This window comes from Tateyamaria omphalii (genome assembly GCF_014651375.1).
Lineage (GTDB): Bacteria > Pseudomonadota > Alphaproteobacteria > Rhodobacterales > Rhodobacteraceae > Tateyamaria > Tateyamaria omphalii.
Genome location: NZ_BMWT01000003.1, coordinates 323,394 through 343,222, shown reverse-complemented (window position 1 = coordinate 343,222; position 19,829 = coordinate 323,394). Strand labels below are relative to the sequence as shown.

20 protein-coding genes are annotated in these 19,829 nt (G+C 58.0%); 10 read left to right on the top strand and 10 right to left on the bottom strand.

Annotation, left to right across the window (positions count from 1 at the left end):
• Window positions 1-97 precede the first annotated feature (97 nt).
• Window positions 98-544: a protein tyrosine phosphatase family protein gene (locus tag IE087_RS12345; protein WP_189369651.1), complete on the top strand. Its 447-nt coding sequence runs from the start codon at window positions 98-100 to the stop codon at window positions 542-544.
• On the opposite strand, the gene IE087_RS12340 is transcribed toward IE087_RS12345, so the two are convergent.
• From IE087_RS12340 to IE087_RS12320, 5 genes are all read right to left on the bottom strand, one after another.
• Window positions 541-1,725 carry a hypothetical protein gene (locus IE087_RS12340; protein ID WP_189369650.1) on the bottom strand — a complete coding sequence of 395 codons (1,185 nt, stop codon included), beginning with the start codon at window positions 1,723-1,725 and terminating at the stop codon, window positions 541-543. The genes IE087_RS12345 and IE087_RS12340 overlap by 4 nt on opposite strands.
• Window positions 1,726-1,814: 89 nt before the next feature.
• Window positions 1,815-4,496, bottom strand: coding sequence for a sensor histidine kinase (locus IE087_RS12335; RefSeq protein ID WP_189369649.1), 2,682 nt, complete (start codon window positions 4,494-4,496; stop codon window positions 1,815-1,817).
• Window positions 4,493-4,789, bottom strand: coding sequence for a hypothetical protein (locus IE087_RS12330; RefSeq protein WP_189369648.1), 297 nt, complete (start codon window positions 4,787-4,789; stop codon window positions 4,493-4,495). The genes IE087_RS12335 and IE087_RS12330 overlap by 4 nt, the downstream gene beginning before the upstream one ends.
• Window positions 4,786-5,160: a response regulator transcription factor gene (locus tag IE087_RS12325; RefSeq protein WP_189369647.1), complete on the bottom strand. Its 375-nt coding sequence runs from the start codon at window positions 5,158-5,160 to the stop codon at window positions 4,786-4,788. Before IE087_RS12325 ends, IE087_RS12330 begins: the two co-directional genes overlap by 4 nt.
• A 90-nt stretch (window positions 5,161-5,250) precedes the next feature.
• A complete protein-coding gene (locus IE087_RS12320) occupies window positions 5,251-6,558 on the bottom strand; it encodes a helix-turn-helix transcriptional regulator (RefSeq protein ID WP_189369978.1) in 1,308 nt (435 codons plus the stop codon).
• A gap of 230 nt (window positions 6,559-6,788) precedes the next feature.
• Between IE087_RS12320 and IE087_RS12315 the strand changes: the two genes are divergently transcribed.
• The 8 genes from IE087_RS12315 to aat all read left to right on the top strand — a co-directional run bounded on the left by IE087_RS12315 (window position 6,789) and on the right by aat (window position 14,834).
• Complete coding sequence (locus IE087_RS12315) at window positions 6,789-8,126, top strand: substrate-binding protein (protein ID WP_189369646.1); 1,338 nt, start codon at window positions 6,789-6,791, stop codon at window positions 8,124-8,126.
• A 124-nt stretch (window positions 8,127-8,250) separates the two neighbouring features.
• Entirely contained in the window at window positions 8,251-9,282 is a 1,032-nt protein-coding gene (locus IE087_RS12310) for a branched-chain amino acid ABC transporter permease (protein ID WP_189369645.1), read from the top strand.
• Window positions 9,283-9,285: 3 nt separating this feature from the next.
• On the top strand, window positions 9,286-10,485 hold the full coding sequence (locus IE087_RS12305) for a branched-chain amino acid ABC transporter permease (RefSeq protein WP_189369644.1): 1,200 nt from the start codon (window positions 9,286-9,288) through the stop codon (window positions 10,483-10,485).
• Between the two features lie 11 nt (window positions 10,486-10,496).
• Complete coding sequence (locus IE087_RS12300; RefSeq protein ID WP_189369643.1) at window positions 10,497-11,261, top strand: ABC transporter ATP-binding protein; 765 nt, start codon at window positions 10,497-10,499, stop codon at window positions 11,259-11,261.
• 12 nt (window positions 11,262-11,273) lie between these two features.
• Window positions 11,274-12,029 (top strand): ABC transporter ATP-binding protein, encoded by a 756-nt coding sequence (locus tag IE087_RS12295; protein ID WP_189369642.1) that lies wholly within the window; start codon window positions 11,274-11,276, stop codon window positions 12,027-12,029.
• 212 nt (window positions 12,030-12,241) lie between these two features.
• Window positions 12,242-12,733: an acetyl-CoA carboxylase biotin carboxyl carrier protein gene (accB, locus tag IE087_RS12290; protein ID WP_189369641.1), complete on the top strand. Its 492-nt coding sequence runs from the start codon at window positions 12,242-12,244 to the stop codon at window positions 12,731-12,733.
• A gap of 10 nt (window positions 12,734-12,743) precedes the next feature.
• Window positions 12,744-14,090 carry an acetyl-CoA carboxylase biotin carboxylase subunit gene (accC, locus tag IE087_RS12285; RefSeq protein ID WP_189369640.1) on the top strand — a complete coding sequence of 449 codons (1,347 nt, stop codon included), beginning with the start codon at window positions 12,744-12,746 and terminating at the stop codon, window positions 14,088-14,090.
• Between the two features lie 96 nt (window positions 14,091-14,186).
• Window positions 14,187-14,834 carry a leucyl/phenylalanyl-tRNA--protein transferase gene (gene aat / locus IE087_RS12280; RefSeq protein WP_189369639.1) on the top strand — a complete coding sequence of 216 codons (648 nt, stop codon included), beginning with the start codon at window positions 14,187-14,189 and terminating at the stop codon, window positions 14,832-14,834.
• Here aat and IE087_RS12275 read toward each other — a convergent pair.
• The 3 genes from IE087_RS12275 to IE087_RS12265 are packed head-to-tail and all read right to left on the bottom strand — an operon-like array spanning window position 14,798 to window position 16,002.
• Window positions 14,798-15,169, bottom strand: coding sequence for a DUF2155 domain-containing protein (locus IE087_RS12275; protein ID WP_189369638.1), 372 nt, complete (start codon window positions 15,167-15,169; stop codon window positions 14,798-14,800). The genes aat and IE087_RS12275 overlap by 37 nt on opposite strands.
• Window positions 15,166-15,618 (bottom strand): outer membrane lipid asymmetry maintenance protein MlaD, encoded by a 453-nt coding sequence (mlaD, locus tag IE087_RS12270; protein ID WP_189369637.1) that lies wholly within the window; start codon window positions 15,616-15,618, stop codon window positions 15,166-15,168. Before mlaD ends, IE087_RS12275 begins: the two co-directional genes overlap by 4 nt.
• Entirely contained in the window at window positions 15,619-16,002 is a 384-nt protein-coding gene (locus tag IE087_RS12265) for an NADH:ubiquinone oxidoreductase subunit NDUFA12 (RefSeq protein WP_189369636.1), read from the bottom strand.
• Window positions 16,003-16,168: 166 nt separating this feature from the next.
• Between IE087_RS12265 and IE087_RS12260 the strand changes: the two genes are divergently transcribed.
• Window positions 16,169-17,959: an FkbM family methyltransferase gene (locus IE087_RS12260; RefSeq protein ID WP_189369635.1), complete on the top strand. Its 1,791-nt coding sequence runs from the start codon at window positions 16,169-16,171 to the stop codon at window positions 17,957-17,959.
• Here IE087_RS12260 and IE087_RS12255 read toward each other — a convergent pair.
• Window positions 17,956-18,324 carry a RidA family protein gene (locus tag IE087_RS12255; protein WP_189369634.1) on the bottom strand — a complete coding sequence of 123 codons (369 nt, stop codon included), beginning with the start codon at window positions 18,322-18,324 and terminating at the stop codon, window positions 17,956-17,958. The two genes, IE087_RS12260 and IE087_RS12255, sit on opposite strands and share 4 nt — an antisense overlap.
• Window positions 18,325-18,449: 125 nt before the next feature.
• On the bottom strand, window positions 18,450-19,715 hold the full coding sequence (gene clpX, locus IE087_RS12250) for an ATP-dependent Clp protease ATP-binding subunit ClpX (RefSeq protein WP_189369633.1): 1,266 nt from the start codon (window positions 19,713-19,715) through the stop codon (window positions 18,450-18,452).
• Between the last annotated feature and the right edge of the window lie 114 nt (window positions 19,716-19,829).

Sequence of the window (19,829 nt, the reverse complement as noted above, 5' to 3'; positions counted from 1 at the left end):
GCCAACAAGACACAGGCAAGGTGCCCACCCGCCCGCGAGCGTTCCGCCAACGTGACACGGTCTGGACAGAGTTGTATCCACGACATAAATCGGAAGGATGGACATTCGACAGATCACGCCGACTTATTTCGTAGCCCCTCAACTCGATCCTGCCGACCTGCCGGACATCGCGGCTGCGGGGATCAAAACCGTGATCTGCAATCGTCCCGATGGCGAAGTCCCACCGGCTTTGCAGGCCGACGCAATTGAAGCAGCCACCTTGGCCGCGGGTCTGGCTTTTCACAGGCTGCCACTGACACATCAGACGATGAACGCCGAAAATGTGGCACAGCACATGGCTTTAACCGAAGATACGCAAACACCGGTGCTGGCCTATTGCGCGTCTGGGACACGGTCGACCGTGGTATGGTGCCTGGGTCAAGCGGGGCGCGTACCAACCGACGACATTCTGCGCACCGCGCGTGACGGCGGTTACGATCTGGATGGTTTGCGGCCCACCCTCGATGCTATTGCGGCACAATCCGGTACAGCGCGAAGAGACTAGCCAACCGCCAGATCGGGCAACTCCGCAAGGTCGGGAAGTTCTGAAAGATCAGGAAGAGCATCCAGATCGGGCAATTGATCCAACCCAGGCAAGTCGTCATCGCCTGACGTATCTGCTTTCGACTTGTCGGTTTCGCCTTCAGACTCGCGCATGTCTCCAAGTGTTGTCACATTGGCGTCTTCGTCAGCTGCAGGTACATCGCCTGTATCCTCCTCACGCCGTGCAAGCCCGGAAATCTCTTCGACCTTTGGCATCTCGACATGCGGTTCGTCCGAGGCCCGGCGTAATGGTTGCGTCGCATGAGACGGCGCACGTTGTGGTTTGACAGCCCGTACGCCCTCCACATGCCCGACAACGCCACGCCCTACCACTCGGCCAGTATTGGTCACAATCTGGACATTTGGAAATGCGCCGGGTGTCAGCGGCAACTCATCCCCGATGTTCAGCGCCTGCAAAGCGTTCAAAGGCAAGTGCAAGCGACAGACGATCATGTTCAGATCCGCATTCAGCCCCATAACCGTGTCGGTCATCGAGGGCGCATCGGTGGGCTCAGCCTCGGTGTCATCCTCGCCCGGCTCCGCATCGCGTGAATCCGCTAGTGGCAACACCAAGGTGATTTCGCCCTGCCGCGCACCTCGCGTCAAATCGACCGTCAAACGGATCAAGGTGTATTCCTGCGCGTCCAAGGCCAGTGCCAGCGTGCGCGCATCGTCCACCTTTGCCCCGAACCGAAAACCGTCAAGCAGTGCGGCATCATCAGGATCGTCCAGGATCGGGCAGGCCTTCTCCAGCAACATGTCGATCAAGGGCGCGCAAACGGCCGCATCGGTACGGGTCATCGTGCGCGTCGCTCCGGTATCGGCCAGCACAACACCCATGGTCTGCTGTTGTATTACTCCGCCTACAACGATGGGGTCCACAATCGCCGCCCCAGCCCGGCCGCCTGGCCCATCAAGCAGCAGCAGCAGTGCATTATCCTTCAACTGTGCTTCGACCGCCTCGCCGTCGACCTTTTCCACCACCGCCCCAATCACGGCAATGGGCAGTTCCATGAGTGCATCTGCAACCTTGGCCAAAGTCAGACGCAACGCTTTGGCCAGCGTCATGACCCGCGCCTGACGCTCTTCCCGGCCCGCTGTCGCCATGCGTCCCAAGATACTGTTTGTTGCGGTTTCGCTCATAAACTCCGCCGTTTCTACGGCCTGCAGGTGCACTCACTGCTTAAGGGCCATAGGTTACCAACCACTTTATGACGACAAAACTTCTACTTCTATTGCGCAGCCATGGCCGCGCGAACGGGCAAGTGCACGATAAACGCGTTCCCGTCCGAACGTGGCTCGTGCGTAATATCGCCCCCAAGACGCGCCATGATTTCTCGACATATGGCAAGGCCCAGACCAGCGCCCGATCCATCCTTGTCATTGATGCGTGAGAATTTTTCAAAGATGAGCGATCGGGACTCGGCTGGAATGGGTGTCCCGTTGTCATGAAAAACAACCCGCAATCCATCGCCACCGTCCATTGCGTCAATATGCAACTCGGGTTGCGGTGCATCGCAGTACTTCTGCGCGTTGGTGATCAGGTTGATGAATACCTGCCGCAGCCGGTCAAGGTCGGTTGTCAGCGGGTGATCAAGCTCGGCATTCTCGTGCCTGACCGACAATCGTGTACTCCGATCCCCACCCGCCGATAAAACGGCCTGACCGATCACATCGTTCAGGTTGCCAGTATCCAGGTTCAGGCTGACCTGCCCGTTTTCCAGCACACTCAGATCCAGAAGATCGTCCAGCAGTCGGGTCAAACGGATCGTCTCTCCGTGAATGATCGACGCATATTTGGTCTTTTCCGACTGCTCCAATTCGTCCGTGTCGCGCAAGATTTCTGAGAATGATCGGATCGACGTCATTGGAGTGCGCAACTCGTGACTGATCTGCCCCAGAAAGGCATCCTTTTGGACCGACAGCGCCGTCAACTTTTCGTTGGCTTCCCGCAACTGGCGGGCAGTACGGCTCAACTCCGCTGACTTGGCCTCCAGCCGGTTGGAGTATTCAAGGATCTGAGCCGACTCGTCGGCCACAGCCATAAGGTCCTCGACCGAAACAGATGCGCCGCCCACCAACTGGCTGATCATCGCATGCGCCGTTGCCGACCCCACGGACCCGGCCAGTTCCCGTTCGAGCGCCTGCAGGAAGCCCTGTGTCGGCTCAGGCAAATGGCCGGTCACGCCCTGTCGCTCGGCTTCAGCACGAAACAATGCCAATGCATCGGCCGGACCAAGGATACGCTGCGCCATAACCATCAGGTCCTCGGATGTTGCCGGGGCCGCATCCCAACCACGAGCCTGCGTAGAATGATCAAAGACGTTGACGAACTGAGCACCCTGTAACCGTTCAAGAGGTTGCGGAAACGTGACCAGAGATACGCCGAGGAAAGCGACCATGTTCAGTGTTATGGACCAGACGATTGCGTGCACGGTCGGGTCGATCCCCTCGACCCCGAACAAAGCCTGTGGCCTCAGCCAGCCCAGACCGGCAATACCATGGTCAAAGACGGCGGCACTGAGTACAGCGTCTGGCCCGAAGCTCGGAAGAAGCGAGCAAAAGACCCAGACAGTGAAACCTACGACCAGCCCTGCAAGCGCACCCCAACGCGTGGCACCCCGCCAAAAGATACCGCCCAGCATGGCGGGGAGAAACTGCGCCACGCCAACAAAGGAAATAAGCCCAATCGCCGCAAGCGCAGCGCCACCGCCGGACAAACGATAGTATAGATACCCGAAGAAGATGATCAGAAGAATCGACGCGCGCCGAGCCAGGATCACCACATTCCGGACGTCCCCCGACACTTGGGCTCCCTCGGCCTGCGTACTTAGCCAAATGGGCATCACAATATGGTTCGACACCATTGTCGACAGGGCGAGTGTGGCAACGATGACCATAGATGTCGCAGACGAAAACCCCCCAAGGAAGGATAATGTTGCGAGCCCACCTCGCCCCTCAGCCAACGGGACGGTCAGGACAAACAAATCCGGATTGCTACCGGCAGGCAGAATGTCGAGGCCAACCACAGCAATCGGCACGACGAAGAGACTCATCAGCATCAGGTAAAGCGGAAAGGCCCAGCTCGCGATCTGCAAATGGCGCTCGTCCTCGTTCTCGACCACCATGACTTGGAACATGCGGGGCAGCGCCAGAAAAGCGGCTGCGGACAGGGCTGTCAGAGCCACCCAGCGGCTGCGGTCCATACTCCATTCGCCAATAGGTGATGAATCGATGCGGTCCAGCATGGGCCCGATGCCACCGGCAATACCCCAAACAACAAAGATACCAACGGCCAGTAGAGCGATCAGCTTCACGACTGCTTCAACGGCAATCGCAATCACCACGCCGTCATGGCGTTCATTGGCATTCAGATTCCGGGTCCCGAAAAGCACGGTAAAGATGGCAAGGCCACAGGCGACCCAGAACGTGGCTGTGGACTGGCTCAGGACGTCTGCATCAGTCGGATTGGAAAAGATTGATACCGACAGTGTCACCGATTGCAGCTGCAACGCGATGTAAGGTGTAACCCCCACGACGGCCATGAGCGTCACAACAATGGCCAAAAGATTGGACTTACCGTATCTCGCCGAAATCAAGTCGGCCACCGACGTCGCACGCTGCGCGCGCCCGATACGGACCAGTTTGCGCAACACCCACCACCAGCCGATCATTACCAAGCTTGGGCCCAGATAGATGGTGACAAACTCCATACCGGACCGCGCCGCATAGCCAACCGCACCGTAGAACGTCCAGGCGGTGCAATAGATGGACAAAGACAGGGTATAGACCAGCGGTGACCGTAACCATCCGCTCCGGCCTCGCGCCGATGCGCGCTCGGCAAAAAATGCAATTGCAAACAGAAATGCGACATAAACCAGACTGACAGCAACCAGCTGGTTGACGGATATCATCGCTGCTGCTCCGGCGGGTCGGATGCTTCACCCGAATGTTTGGACAAGACCCACCAAAGAACGAGGGCCGACAGGATCAGGACGACCCAGACCAAAAAGACATAAGTGACCGCACCTGACATGGATACGGATGCAGGCGCGTCCGGGCCATCCTTGGCGTTTGGCCAGAAGACCGGAAACAGCCACAACAACAGCCCGACAATCGGTAACAGACGCAACGCATCCATCACCCTGCGGCGGCGGTAACTGCGCCGCTCAAGAAAAAGGGTGGTGTTTGTGTTGTGGTCCGTCATTGCGCCAATTGAACAAGATCGCGAACGGCTGTCACCACCTCTGTATTGGAAAATGGCTTGGTCATGAAACGGCTGACCCCTGCCCGCTCTGCGAGGTCCCGATCCCTGCTTTGCCCTCGCGCAGTCAGCATCAGAACCGGCAACCGCTCAAAATCCGGATCGGCTCGTAGTTCGGTCAGAATGTCGATGCCGTTCTTACCCGGCAACATATAGTCCAGCACGACCAGATCAGGGCGCATGTTGCGCACCTTTTCGACTGCCGTTGCCCCGTCAGAATGCGTATCAACCTGCCAACCCTCGCGGCTCAGCAGGAACTGGATTGCCTCTATGATGTTAGTCTCGTCTTCAACGAGCAAAACGTGCTTGCCCATGTCTGCGACTCCTCCCCAAAATCGCACCAACCCGCAGCAGTTTCGCCTCTTGGCTGGCGCGCCCAACTATGTGCGTATTTGGTCAAGCTGTCAAAAGCCTCCGAACCCATCACTGAGGATCGACGGCTCGCGCCGCCCGGCACATCTACCACGCGGGCAAATCCGACAGGCAGGACCCACCTCCTGTATTGTGAGACCGTTGGGTTCAGGACCATCGGGAACCGGCAGAATAAGCATTGCCGCTTCCACCAGTCTCGGCGTGTTCACAATCAGCGGTCCGACAGGCTGGGCAGCCGCATAGCAATCAAAGACAGCCCCATCCCGAGATGGCATCTGAACCCGCGCATGGATTGCTTGCCCCGGTTGAGCCAAAACCTGAAACAGCGGCCACAAAGGGCAAGCGGCCCCATGACGCGGAATAGTGAATCCTTCGATATCCTTGCGGAACAGCAAACTGCCCGCGCGATCAGACACGACCAGCCCTGCGTCCAACCCCGGCACGGCAGCAAGGCGGCGCATCATATGCGGAACGGAAACCCCAAAGCGGTTGGACAGGGCGATCACGTCCAGCCCATCCTCGGTCAGCGCTGCCTTCAGATCGGTCATTGAAACCTGTGCACTGTCGCGAACGACGCGATCAAGCACTGTGCGGGCAAGGTGCCGAGATTGAGCCGAGACCAATTCGGATGCGTTGCTAACGATGCGATCAACATCCTCGGCCCCATCCTCAAGCGACGAAAACCCATAGTCATGTGCTGCCAGAAACTGGGCCACCTCTTCCTGCGGGGACCCGGACGGCGCCGCCTCCCCCGTTTCAGCATCCAGAAAACCAACAAGCGCCTTTGAGCTGTCCGCGAGGCGGCGACTGTCTGCATCAATGTTGGCATGGAACCTGTTGCGCCACTCTTCGGTGATCGTCTTATCCTCGGCAAGGATGGAGGCTGTCGACCGTATCGACGCCGCCGTAGACAAAACCTCGTGTACCGAGGCCGCAAGTTCGGGATCGTGGGCTAGGCGATCACTCAGGGTTTCGACGGTCCGTTCCAGGTCAGCAATTTTGCGATGGGCCGCTGCAAGCGCATCGGCCCAGCCAGGGAAGCGACCGGCGAATTCTTCGGCCCGCCCGCTCTCTGTCTCCGACATACTCGCGCGCTGAGCGGCCTCTTGAAGCGAAGCAATCAGCGCAGCCTCTGCGCCCTCGCTCAATACGGTAGGTTCAACACCTAAAGCCGCTGCAATATCCAGCAACAGCTTGCCTCCGATTCTACGGCGATTGTGTTCAATCAGGTTCAGGTAAGACGCCGAGATGCCAATCTGACGCGCCAAATCGGACTGTTTGAGCCGTTCCATCGTCCTGCGCTCACGTATCCGCGTGCCTGTTAGTGCATCTCGCGCCATCGCCATTCCCACCCGTTTGTAAGTCATTTCAACGCGTTTCTGCGCTGCGACATAACAAAGTTTACAAAGCATACCGTCGTATTGTGCAAATGTTTACAAAATAATTCTGCAAAACAAGGGGCTTATTGCGCAATTTTCCAAACCCGCGCGATAGTGCCTTTGCACGAAAAGTGCATGCGCGATCCGGTTGAGGAGCAGGATCGCGCTTTTCAACAATTGGGAGGATATTCATGTCCAAAATGAATCTGACGCGTCGTGGCGTGCTCAAGACCGGTGCCATCGCGGGCGCCGGTGTAGCCGCTCCAACGATCTTCACGGCGCAGTCGGCCGCAGCATTCACCAACGAACCAACAGGTTCGAGCGTGACACTGGGCTTCAACGTACCACAGACCGGTCCGTATGCAGACGAAGGCGCAGACGAACTGCGCGCCTATGAACTGGCAGTCGAGCACCTGAACGGTGGTGGCGACGGCGGCCTGATGAACACTTTCTCGTCCAAGGCCCTGCAAGGCAACGGCATCATGGGCAAGAAGGTCGAATACGTCACAGGCGACACTCAGACCAAATCTGACGCAGCCCGCGCATCGGCCCGTTCCATGATCGAAAAAGACGGCGCCGTCATGATCACAGGCGGTTCGTCCTCGGGTGTGGCCGTGGCCGTGCAAGCGCTCTGCCAAGAGGCGGGCGTGATCTTCATGGCGGGTCTGACCCACTCGAACGACACCACCGGCAAGGACAAGAAAGCAAATGGTTTCCGCCACTTCTTCAACTCCTACATGTCCGGTGCTGCGCTCGCACCCATCCTGGCCAACAACTACGGCACGGATCGCAAAGCCTATCACCTGACGGCTGACTACAACTGGGGCTACACGACCGAAGAAGCCGTGCGCACCTCGACCGAAGCCATGGGTTGGGAAACTGTTGCAGCCGTGAAAACGCCGCTGACGCAGACCGACTTCTCGTCCTACATCGCGCCAGTTCTGCAGTCGGGTGCGGACGTTCTGGTTCTGAACCACTACGGCGGCAACATGGTGAACTCGCTGACCAACGCGGTTCAGTTCGGCCTGCGTGACAAGCTGGTGAACAACAAGAACTTCGAGATCGTTGTTCCGCTCTACTCCCGCCTGATGGCGAAGGGTGCGGGCGCCAACGTGAAGGGGATCTTCGGATCCACCAACTGGCACTGGTCGCTGCAGGACGAAGGTTCCAAGGCATTCGTCAAATCCTTCGGCACCAAGTACGGCTTCCCGCCCTCGCAGGCCGCGCACACCTGCTACGTGCAGGCGATGCTCTATGCGGATGCCGTGGAACGTGCCGGGTCGTTCAACCCCTGCGCCGTGGCCGAGGCTCTCGAAGGCTTCGAATTCGACGGCATGGGCAACGGTCCAACTCTGTACCGCGCCGAAGACCACCAGTGCTTCAAGGACGTGCTGGTCGTGAAAGGGAAAGAGAACCCGACATCCGAGTTCGACCTTCTCGAGATCGTGGAAGTCACGCCGACAAGCCAGGTCACCTACGACGCGTCGATCTTTGGTGGCGAACTGGGGTCCTGCAACCCCGGCGCATAAGCCGCGAAACCAAGGGTGGGCCCATTGTGGCCCACCCTTCCCTGGCACCTGATCCCAGGCACCCCAAAATTCAACATAATGTGTCCCCGCGGGGACAGATGTCCCCAACCCAGAGGTTCGGCCGATGGAAGCGATCATCCTTCAAATTCTAAACGGGCTCGACAAGGGCTCGGCCTACGCGCTGATTGCGCTGGGTCTTACGCTGATTTTCGGCACTCTGGGCGTGGTGAATTTCGCCCACGGGGCCCTGTTCATGATCGGGGCGTTCTGCGCCGTGACCCTGAGCCGGATCCTCACACTCAGCCACACCGTGGTGGACGAAACCCAAAAGGACTTTCTTGGCAATCCGTTGAAAGTCGACGTGCCTTACGTGATGGACTGGTTCGGTGAAAGCACCGGGGCTGCCATTATTGATTGGGCTGTTCCGCTGTCCATCCTGTTTGCCATCCCGGTGATGATCGCCATCGGGGTCATTATGGAACGTGGGCTGATCAAACACTTCTACAAGCGCCCTCACGCGGACCAGATCCTGGTGACCTTCGGCCTCGCCATCGTTCTGCAAGAGATCATCAAGTATTACTACGGTGCCAACCCGATCCCGACCCCTGCCCCGGCAGCCTTCAAAGGGTCCTTCGATTTCGGGGCCATGATGGGCTTTGATCCCAACACGATCATCTATCCCTACTGGCGCATCATCTACTTTGCCTTTGCTGCCGTAATAATCGGTGCAGTCTTCGCCTTCCTGCAGTTCACCACCTTCGGGATGGTTGTGCGGGCCGGTATGGCCGACCGCGAGACGGTGCAGCTGCTAGGCATCAACATCGACCGCCGCTTCACCCTGATGTTCGGCATCGCTGCCGCCGTCGCTGGGCTGGCGGGCGTGATGTACACGCCGATCAACTCGCCAAACTACCATATGGGCATGGACTTCCTCGTGCTGTCGTTTGTGGTTGTGGTCGTGGGCGGCATGGGCTCTCTGCCCGGCGCTGTCGCCGCGGGCTTCCTTCTGGGCATCCTCGAAAGCTTTGCCTCGATGCGCGAAGTCCTCGCCGTATTGCCGGGCCTGAACCAGATCATCATCTACCTGGTGGCAATTATCATTCTGTTGACCCGTCCTCGGGGCCTTATGGGCCGCAAGGGCGTGATGGAGGACTGATCCATGTTTGGACTGGACAAAAAAGACTTCCGCCTTCTGCTTCTGGTCACTGTACTGGTTGCGCTGGCCCCCTTCATCCTGAACCCCTTCCCTGAAGGGTCCGGCATGGCGCAGTTCAACGCGGGTTACCCCGACCTGATGCAGCGCTTTGTCATCTTTGGCATTTTCGCCATCGGGTTCAACATACTGTTCGGACTGACCGGCTACCTGTCCTTCGGACACGCCGCCTTTCTGGGGGTCGGGTCCTATGCCGCTATCTGGATGATGAAGCTGCTGACCATGAATGTTGTACCGGCCATCATCGTGTCGGTCATTGTGGCGGGTGTTTTCAGTCTCGCAGTAGGATGGATCAGCCTGCGTCGCTCCGGCATCTACTTCTCGATCCTGACGCTGGCCTTCGCACAGATGTCATATTCGCTCGCCTATTCGGTGCTGACACCGATCACGGGCGGCGAAACGGGCTTACAGCCAAAGGTCAACGATCCGCGCATTCTGGACGGGTCACTTGCCGATGGCGCGACACCAAAGGCCAACCTGTTTGGGCTTGAGATGGGATCAAGCATCGAATGGAGCGTGGGCAGTTGGTTGTTCACATTCAACGCGGGCTACTACGTGGCAGCGATAGTGATGCTGCTGGCCTTCTACATGTCGATCCGCATTTTCCGCTCACCCTTTGGCATGATGTTGCGGGCGGTAAAATCGAACCAGCAGCGCCTGAACTACACCGGCCTCAACGCAAAACCCTACACGCTCGCAGCCTTCGTCATCTCAGGTATGTATGCCGGTTTGGCAGGCGGTCTGATGGTGGCAATGGACACGCAAGTCGGCGCCGAACGCATGTTCTGGACAGCTTCGGGTGAAGTGGTGCTGATGTCGATCCTCGGCGGTGTTGGCACGCTTATCGGCCCGGTCCTCGGTGCCGGTGCGATCAAGTACATGGAAAACATCCTGTCCAAGATCAACTCGGACATTCTGCACACCTGGTTCGCCTTCTTGCCGGACGGGCTCGAAGACTTCGTGGTCACGCTGATCTACCCCTTCATCGGCAAGGGCTGGCACCTGACACTTGGCCTGATCTTCATGTTGGTCGTGATCTTCCTGCCCGGTGGTCTTGTCGAAGGGGGACAACGGATTGCGCGTCTCTTTGGCCGCAAGAAGAAGTCTACTGACACGCCTGATGGCAAAACCACACCTGCGGAATAAGGAGAGACAAGATGGGTATCCTTGAAGTCAAAAACGTGGGCAAACGGTTCGGTGGCCTGCAAGCGCTGGGGGACGTAAACCTTAGCGTCGCAGAGAACACCGTACACGCCATCATTGGGCCGAATGGCGCAGGCAAGTCGACACTGCTGAACTGCCTGGTGGGCAAGCTGATCCCTGACACGGGGTCCGTCATGTTCGACGGCCAGTCGGTGCTGGGACGCAAGCCATATGAGATCAATCAAATGGGCATTTCCCGCGTATTCCAGACGCCCGAGATTTTCGGCGACCTGTCCGTGTTGGAAAACATGATGATCCCCTGCTTTGCCAAGCGGGACGGCGCGTTCACACCCAACGCGTTCATCAGCATGATGAAAGACCGCGAAATCGTAGAGCGGGCTGAAGAGATGCTTGTCGAGATGGACATGGCGGACGCGCGCAACGACAACGCGGCGACTATGTCGCGCGGCAACAAACGGCGGCTCGAGATCGGCATGTGCCTGGCGCAAGAACCCCGCTTGCTGCTGCTTGATGAACCAACGGCCGGCATGGCGCGGGCCGACACCAACAACACCATCGACCTGCTGAAACAAATCAAGGACGAACGGGACATCACCATCTCGATCATCGAACACGATATGCACGTGGTATTCAGCCTTGCCGAACGGATCACTGTTTTGGCGCAAGGCACACCGCTTGTCGAAGACACGCCCGACAACATCAAGGGCCATCCGAAGGTACGTGAAGCATACTTGGGTGAATCCCAAGATGCTGCATAAGGAGCTGAGCAGATGAACGTCAAACCCGACTTTTCTAAAGGCGTGAACCACGCCGCCACCGCTCCGGCATTTCTGAGTGTCTGGGATATGCACGCCTACTACGGCGAAAGCTATATCGTGCAGGGCATCAGCTTTAACGTGCACGAGGGTGAAATTCTTGCCTTGCTGGGCCGCAACGGCGCGGGCAAAACATCGACCTTGCGGTCCATTGCGCGCATCGGCGACCCGGAAGTCACCCATGGTGAGATTTGGCTGGACCATCAGCCATTGCACAAGATGTCGAGCCATGAGGCCAGCCAAGCTGGACTGGGCCTGGTGCCGGAGGATCGGCGCATCATTCCGGGCCTTACGGTCGAAGAAAACCTGAAACTGGCCCAGATCGCCCCGCCCATCGGGTGGTCCATAGAACGGTTGTATGACCTATTTCCGCGCCTTGGCGAACGCCGCACCCAAGAGGGTACGACCTTGTCAGGGGGTGAACAACAGATGCTGGCCATCGCCCGCGCCTTGGCGCGTGACATCAAGGTTTTGCTTTTGGATGAACCGTATGAAGGGTTGGCGCCCGTCATCGTGGACGAGATCGAAAAGACCCTGACCGTCATCAAGGAACAGGGAATCACGACCGTGATCGTTGAGCAGAATGCCGTGCGTGCGCTGCAACTGGCCGACCGGGCCGTGATCCTCGACACGGGTGGGATCGTGTTTGACGGTACGGCCGCAGAAGTGCTTGAGAACGAAGAATTGCGGGCCGAGTACCTCGCCATCTGACCAAACCTGGGTAGTAGGTTAGATGCGCAAACCGGTCCCCTTGTGGGGCCGGTTTTTTCGTTTGGGAACAGGTCCAGTCCTCAGCACTGTTCCACATGCACCAGCGAAATGTCACAGCGCTTTCCTCTGCGTCATTGCACCGCTATAAGCAGCGAAGAGCACTACGGGCCGCGCATCTGTGCGCGGCTACGACCAAACGGTTGAGGACAAGAATGACAAAGAGCAACCATGACGCGGACGTGGCCTTTATCCAGGCACTGGCTGAACTGCTACGTGAGAATGATCTGACGGAACTGCAGGTGAAACGCGAATATGGCGAAGACGACAGCCTAAATGTGCGTGTGTCACGTCAGATGGCGCAACAGGTTGTGGCCCAGGTCGCTGCGCCGGCGCCCACTGCTGCCCCTGCCCCCGCTGCACCGGCGGTCGAAGCACTGGCGACTGAACCTGCCGCTGATCCAGCCAACCACCCGGGCGCCGTCACATCCCCCATGGTTGGCACCGTGTATATGCAAGCTGAACCAGGTGCACCGTCCTTTATTCAGGTTGGCCAGCAGGTCAGTGAAGGCGACACGCTGCTCATCGTGGAAGCGATGAAAACCATGAATCACATCCCTGCCCCGCGCGCGGGTACGATCAAACGTATTCTGGTCGATGACGGCGCCGCCGTGGAATTTGGCGCACCGCTTGTGATCCTCGAATAAGGGTCGGCGCATGTTCAACAAAATCCTGATTGCCAACCGCGGAGAGATCGCCCTGCGCGTCATTCGCGCGGCCCGTGAGATGGGCATCGCAACTGTGGCGGTTCATTCCACCGCGGACGCCGACGCGATGCATGTGCGCATGGCCGACGAATCCGTCTGCATTGGCCCTCCTGCGTCGCCGCAATCCTACCTGAGCTTCCCGGCCATCATCTCGGCCTGCGAGATCACGGGTGCCGAGGCCATCCATCCCGGCTACGGCTTCCTGTCTGAAAACGCCCAATTCGTCCAGATCGTCGAAGATCATGGACTGACATTTATCGGCCCTACCGCGGAACACATCCGCGTCATGGGCGACAAAATCACCGCCAAGGACACGATGAAGGCGCTAGGTGTGCCTTGCGTTCCAGGTTCCGATGGTGGCGTGGCCACCTTGGAAGAGGCGAAAGCCATCGGCGAAGAGTTCGGCTATCCAGTCATCATCAAGGCCACGGCAGGTGGTGGTGGGCGCGGCATGAAAGTGGCGCAAACGGCCGCAGACATGGAAAGCGCGTTCATGACGGCCCGGGCCGAGGGCAAGGCCGCCTTTGGCAATGACGAAGTCTATATCGAGAAGTACCTGACCACGCCACGTCATATCGAAATCCAGGTCTTTGGCGATGGCAAGGGCCGGGCCCTGCATCTGGGCGAGCGTGATTGCTCGCTGCAACGCCGCCACCAGAAGGTGTTCGAAGAGGCCCCTGGCCCCGCGATCAGCCCCGAAGAACGGGCCGAAATTGGACGCATCTGCGCGGACGCCGTCGCCAAGATTAACTATATCGGTGCAGGTACCATCGAGTTCCTATACGAAAAGGGCGAGTTCTATTTCATCGAGATGAACACCCGCCTTCAGGTGGAACACCCGGTGACAGAGGCCATTTTTGGCGTCGATCTGGTGCGCGAGCAAATCCGCGTGGCATCCGGTATGGACATGTCCTTCCAGCAGGACGATCTGGAGATCAACGGCCACTCGATCGAAGTGCGTCTGAATGCAGAGAAACTGCCCAATTTCTCACCCTCTCCTGGCCGGATCACACAGTACCATGCGCCCGGCGGTCTTGGGGTGCGTATCGACTCGGCGCTTTATGACGGGTATTCGATCCCGCCCTATTACGACAGTCTGATCGGGAAATTGATCGTGCATGGCCGCGACCGAGCCGAAGCATTGGCGCGCCTGAACCGGGCTCTCGGAGAGTTGATTATTGACGGGATCGACACAACCGTTCCGTTGTTTCATGCGTTGCTGGCCGAGAAAGATATCCACACAGGTGATTACAACATCCACTGGCTGGAAAAGTGGCTGGAATCACAGACCGAGTGACGTCCTGGCACAAAGACGAAAGGGATCGCTGAACGCGGTCCCTTTTTTATGTCCGGTGACGGGGATAATCTGTCCTGACTCCCGGCGGAAGCGCACATGAAAGACGATGTTCGACTGACACCCAATTTGCTGCTGCAAGGTTATGCCTCTGGCATTTTTCCAATGGCAGAGTCGCGTGACGATCCAGAAGTCTTCTGGGTTGATCCACGGATGCGCGGAGTTCTACCGCTGGACGGGTTTCACATGTCACGCTCGCTCGCCCGAGCGATGCGGCGCAGCGACTGGATATTGCGTCTTGATAACGATTTCGAAGGCGTCGTCGATGGGTGTGCGGACCGGATCGACACGTGGATCAATCCAGAGATCAGAGAGCTTTACAAAGCCTTGCATGACCGCAACCAGGCACACTCGATTGAGGTCTGGGAAGGCTCACAATTGGTCGGTGGCGTGTATGGCGTTGTCTTGAAGGGTGCCTTCTTTGGGGAGAGCATGTTTTCGCGCCGTACAAATGCCTCCAAGATGGCCCTTGCGGCTGCCGTCGATCACCTGCGCCGCACAGGTTTTGTTCTGTTCGACACTCAGTTTCTGACGACACATCTCGCCAGTCTGGGCGCGGTCGAGATCACCCGAGACACCTACCATGCGCGGCTGGAGCGGGCACTTGATGTACATACGGCTGATTTCAATTCCGTTCCTGTCGGAACACTCTACGACGTTGTGCAGCGTATAACCCAGACGTCGTAACGCGGATGTTCCATAGCGTTCAACGCCGGAGCTGACGCAATCATCCACCCTGAAAAAACAACGCCGTCGCGCCCAGCCTCGGTAATCTGTACCCCAGCGTAGGCGTTGCCTGATGGGTTACCCGCAGGATAACGGCATTCAGTCAGAGTGATGCTCAGCCGTTCGAACTGAACCGTCCGGCCTGCCTGCATCTGAATATCGACAACCTGACCGCTGAACTTGTCCAATCCGCGCAGCACTGCCCCCGTTGCAGTTTCCGTTTGTTCCTGCGCCGCGATCTCGGTGCCCAGCACCGCAAACGCGAGCGCCGCAACTTGTGCGGCGCGCCGGATCATTCGCTTTCACCCCCAGAGACGAACTTGAGCAGAAGGGAAATCAGGCTCACAGAGCCTTGGGTATCGGTAATCTCGTCCCCTGCTTCGAAGTAGAACGGTGAACCGCCTGGCATGATTTCCACAAAGTTGCCCCCTAACAGTCCTTCCGAACTGATGACAATGGCGCTGTCATCGGGGATTTGGGTATCGGACCGCACAGACACGACCGTGTCGGCGCGGTATGTTTCGGGGTTCAAGGCAACGTCTGTCACAGTACCCACCTTGACGCCTGCAAGCCGCACATCCGTGCCAACGCTCACCCCTTCAAGGCTACGAAAACTGGCGGTCAGAGGGTACGCAGTCCCATTGGCGCTACCCAAGCCCGCAACCTGCGCGCCATAGACTGCAAATCCAATGGCTGCTGCCATGACAACGCCGCCAACCAGAACCTCGGTCGTGTTCTCAGCCATCTATTCAGGCGTCCACGCTTCGTAGTCGGACCGATCAGCCGGTTGGGCACGCCGGATGGAACCTGCCGGGGCATAGGCCATCGCTGTGCCCGTCAGGTTCGGCTGGTGCGGCTTTTCCCAATCCTTCCGCTTCAAGGGCTTGTCGGTGGGCGGCTCATCCCATGTGCGGTGCAGCCATCCGTGCCACTCAGGATCCACACGGCTGGCTTCTGCTTCACCGTTGTAGATAACCCAGCGGCGAGCATCATCCCGTGTTTTGTAGAAGACGTTACCCTGACTATCTTCACCAACCTTTACACCTTTGCGGGCGGTAAAGAGTTGCGTGTTGAGCGTTTGGCCGTTCCACCAAGTCACCGTGCGCAACAGCGTGTTGAGAATGCCCATGCTTCGCCTCCGACGTTTGGAGAAGTCTATGCCGCAATAGTGCACCGAGGTCCAGTGGCACGCGTGCCGCAGGTCTACAGCATCTGGAATCTCGCTCAAATTTTAGTGGGCAGTGACTACCCCGACGTGTAGTTAAACCCTAACAAATGATAAACCGAGGCACATCATGAAGGACAGCATCGACGCGAATGATCCATCCGCAGAGATCGCGGCCACATGTTTTGGGGTGCATGTCCCCGCATCCCCGTTCCTGAACGAAACCCGCATACGCCGCATGAATGAAGGGCGTTACGAGGGTGAAGAGATTCAGGGCGCATTGGACGTTGTCCAACCTGGCGATCGTGTGCTTGAGCTGGGTGCCGGCCTTGGCGTGGTCGGTGCCGTCATTGCCAAGAATGCACACCCCGACGCCGTTCTGTCGTTTGAAGCGAACCCGAACCTTATCCCACATATCAAGACGCTGCATCGTCTGAACGGGCTTGAGGACGTGATGGAAGTGCGCCACCAGGTTGTCACAGCAGGCGAAGATCAGCCGGATCATGTCACCTTCCATTTGCGCACGTCTTTCCTTGGGTCATCCCTGATCCAGAATGAACGGCGCCGCACGACACCTGTCGATGTCGAGACCGTGCCTTATGACCAGGTGATCAACAGCTTTCGGCCCGACGTATTGATCATCGATATCGAAGGGGGCGAGCTCGAGCTTTTGCGCCATGCAAACCTGCGCGGTATTCGAGCCATTGTGTTGGAATTCCACCCTGACGCATATGGCAAAGCCGGTACACGCGAATGCAAAGCGATCCTTCGCAAGGCAAACTTTACAAAGAATGATGAGCTGTCCACGCGCTTTGTCTGGACCTGTACACGAGATGAAATCTGGTCACACCCGGATGCCAGTTGGCCGGACCCGACCGGGGGCTGGTCTGAGCGGATGCAGACATGCGAAAACGCCATCGTGAAACCAAGCGAGACAAATGGTTTCATCAGCTTGTCCGGTGTGCAAACTGCCCAAGGCCATGATGTCCCCATGGCCGCGCATTGGCGAAATCGGGGCCGCACCACTTTGCCATTCGGTCCTCTGAACGAAACAACTGAGCCGTTGAAAGGGCGCTGGATCTGGGGCGGTGTGTTGTACCGAAACTTCGCGCATTTCATCGCTGAATCTCTTGGTCGCTTATGGGCGCTGGATACCGTTCAGGGCGATATCGACGGGATATTGTTCACCCCAAGACGCACCGGTGTCCCCCTGTCACTGAAATCGTTCCAGCGCGACATGTTCGACGTCTTGGGGGTCAACGTGCCGATCAAAGTGATCGACACGCCGCATAGCGTGGAGCAGTTGATTGTCCCCGGCCAGGGCTTTGGCTTGGGCGCGATCATCGCAGGGACTGCGTCCTTCCGACAGTATCGCGAAAACAACTTTGCCAAAGACATCACAGCAGATGGTGGAGAAAGACTGTATATCTCGCGGTCAAAACTGTCCCTGGAACGCGGTGGTTTGCTTGGCGAAGAGCAGATCGAACAGCACCTGAGCGCCCAAGGGTACGAGATTTTCCACCCACAGCAGCATCCGATCCCTGCTCAGATCGCCCGCTACAAGGCCGCGAAACACGTGATTGCCTGCGAGGGTTCAGCCCTGCACCTGATGGCGTTTTGCGGTATTGCCGACCAACGTGTGGCCATGATTGCGCGCCGCAAATCAAAAGCAACGACAATGATCACCCGGCACATTGAATCCTTCACAGGCACCGCGCCGTTTGTCATCTCTCACCTCAAATCCGTGTGGGATCATCCCGACACATCGCGCGGACGTATGGCTATGGGAGAACCTGAAATGGCAAAAATCCAAGCCTCCCTTGTCGAGGCCGGGTTAATTTCACCAGGGAAACCCTGGAAGGAGCTGGACCCTGATGACGTTCAAGCCGTTTTGAAGAAGCGTTTCAAGAAGGCGGCCTAGCCCTGTTTTGGCGCGAAAGCGGTGACTTCGATTTCGATCCTGTATTTTGGATCGATCAAACCGCATTCGATCATTGTTGCCGCCGGAGGGTGCGCACCGAAAGTGTCTTTCAAAATGGGCCAGCACGGCTCGAATTCGTGCCGATCCGGTAGCATGTAAGTGACGCGCACGACATCTTTCCAATCTGCGCCAGCCTCGGTCAAAGCGGCGTGTATCGTGTCCAGCGCACTCTGGCACTGCTCGGTCACGGTATCGCCTTGCCCCACGGTCCCCGCCACGTGGATCCAGCCACCAGCGACAACGGCGCGGCAATAGCCGACCTTGGGCTCAAACGCTCCACCGGAATGAATACGCGAAATTTCCATTTTTCTCCCACTTGATGGCGCACATGCAAGTGCGCCTTACGGTTCTGGTCTGGTGCCACAGAACAATGGTCACCAAAAAAAGGCGGGTTTGAAACCCGCCTTACTTTTGCACCGTTATGGCAACATCAACTTGCGGAGGCCGGTTCCTTTTCCGCCTCGGCATGGATCATGAGTGGTGCAGCGTCAGATGTCACCGCTTCCTCGTTCACGACAACTTCTGTCACGGATTCGAGGCCTGGCAGTTCGAACATGGTGTCCAGCAGGATGTCTTCGAGGATCGACCTCAGACCCCGCGCGCCGGTCTTGCGTTCAATGGCGCGTTTGGCGATCGCACTCAGAGCGTCTTCGGTGAAGGTCAGCGTGGTATCCTCCAACTCGAAAAGGCGTTGGTACTGCTTGACCAAAGCGTTCTTGGGCTGGGTCAGGATAGTGACAAGAGCGTCTTCATCCAGATCTTCGAGGGTCGCCAAAACTGGCAAGCGGCCAACAAATTCAGGGATCAGACCAAATTTCAGCAAGTCTTCAGGTTCGAGATCGGTGAAAATCTCGCCCACGCCGCGTTCGTCATTGTCACGAACATCAGCGCCAAAGCCCATGGCCGAGCCCTTACCGCGTTGAGCGATGATCTTGTCGAGGCCCGCGAAGGCGCCGCCGCAGATGAACAGGATGTTCGTGGTGTCGACCTGCAGGAATTCCTGCTGTGGGTGCTTGCGCCCGCCCTGTGGCGGAACAGAGGCAACAGTACCTTCCATAAGTTTCAGCAGAGCCTGCTGAACGCCCTCACCCGACACGTCACGGGTGATCGACGGATTTTCGGACTTGCGCGTGATCTTGTCGACCTCGTCGATATAGACGATGCCGCGCTGTGCGCGTTCGACATTGTATTCAGATGCTTGAAGCAGTTTGAGGATGATGTTTTCGACATCCTCACCCACATATCCAGCCTCGGTCAGCGTGGTTGCGTCCGCCATCGTGAACGGCACGTCCAGAATGCGCGCCAGTGTCTGGGCCAATAGTGTCTTACCGCAGCCAGTGGGACCGATCAGCAGGATGTTGGATTTCGCCAGTTCGATATCCCCGCCCTTCTGGGCGTGGTTCAGGCGCTTGTAGTGGTTGTGCACGGCCACCGACAACACGCGCTTGGCCATGGCCTGACCGATCACGTAGTCGTCCAGAACTTCGCAAATGTCCTTGGGTGTCGGCACGCCATCGGTGGATTTCAGGCCCGACGCCTTCGTCTCTTCCCGAATGATGTCCATGCACAACTCGACACATTCATCACAGATGAAAACTGTTGGTCCCGCAATCAGCTTGCGGACCTCATGCTGGCTCTTCCCGCAGAAGCTGCAGTAGAGGGTATTCTTGCTGTCGCCGCCCGAGTTCGTGGCCATGTCGCGTCCTTCCCGGCAGATGCCGCCAATCCAGGTGCCGGAAATCTCCGGCGCGCCCCGCGTTGACCGTCAGCTTAGGACAGGCCCGCGGGGTCCACAATCGTCTTTTTACCT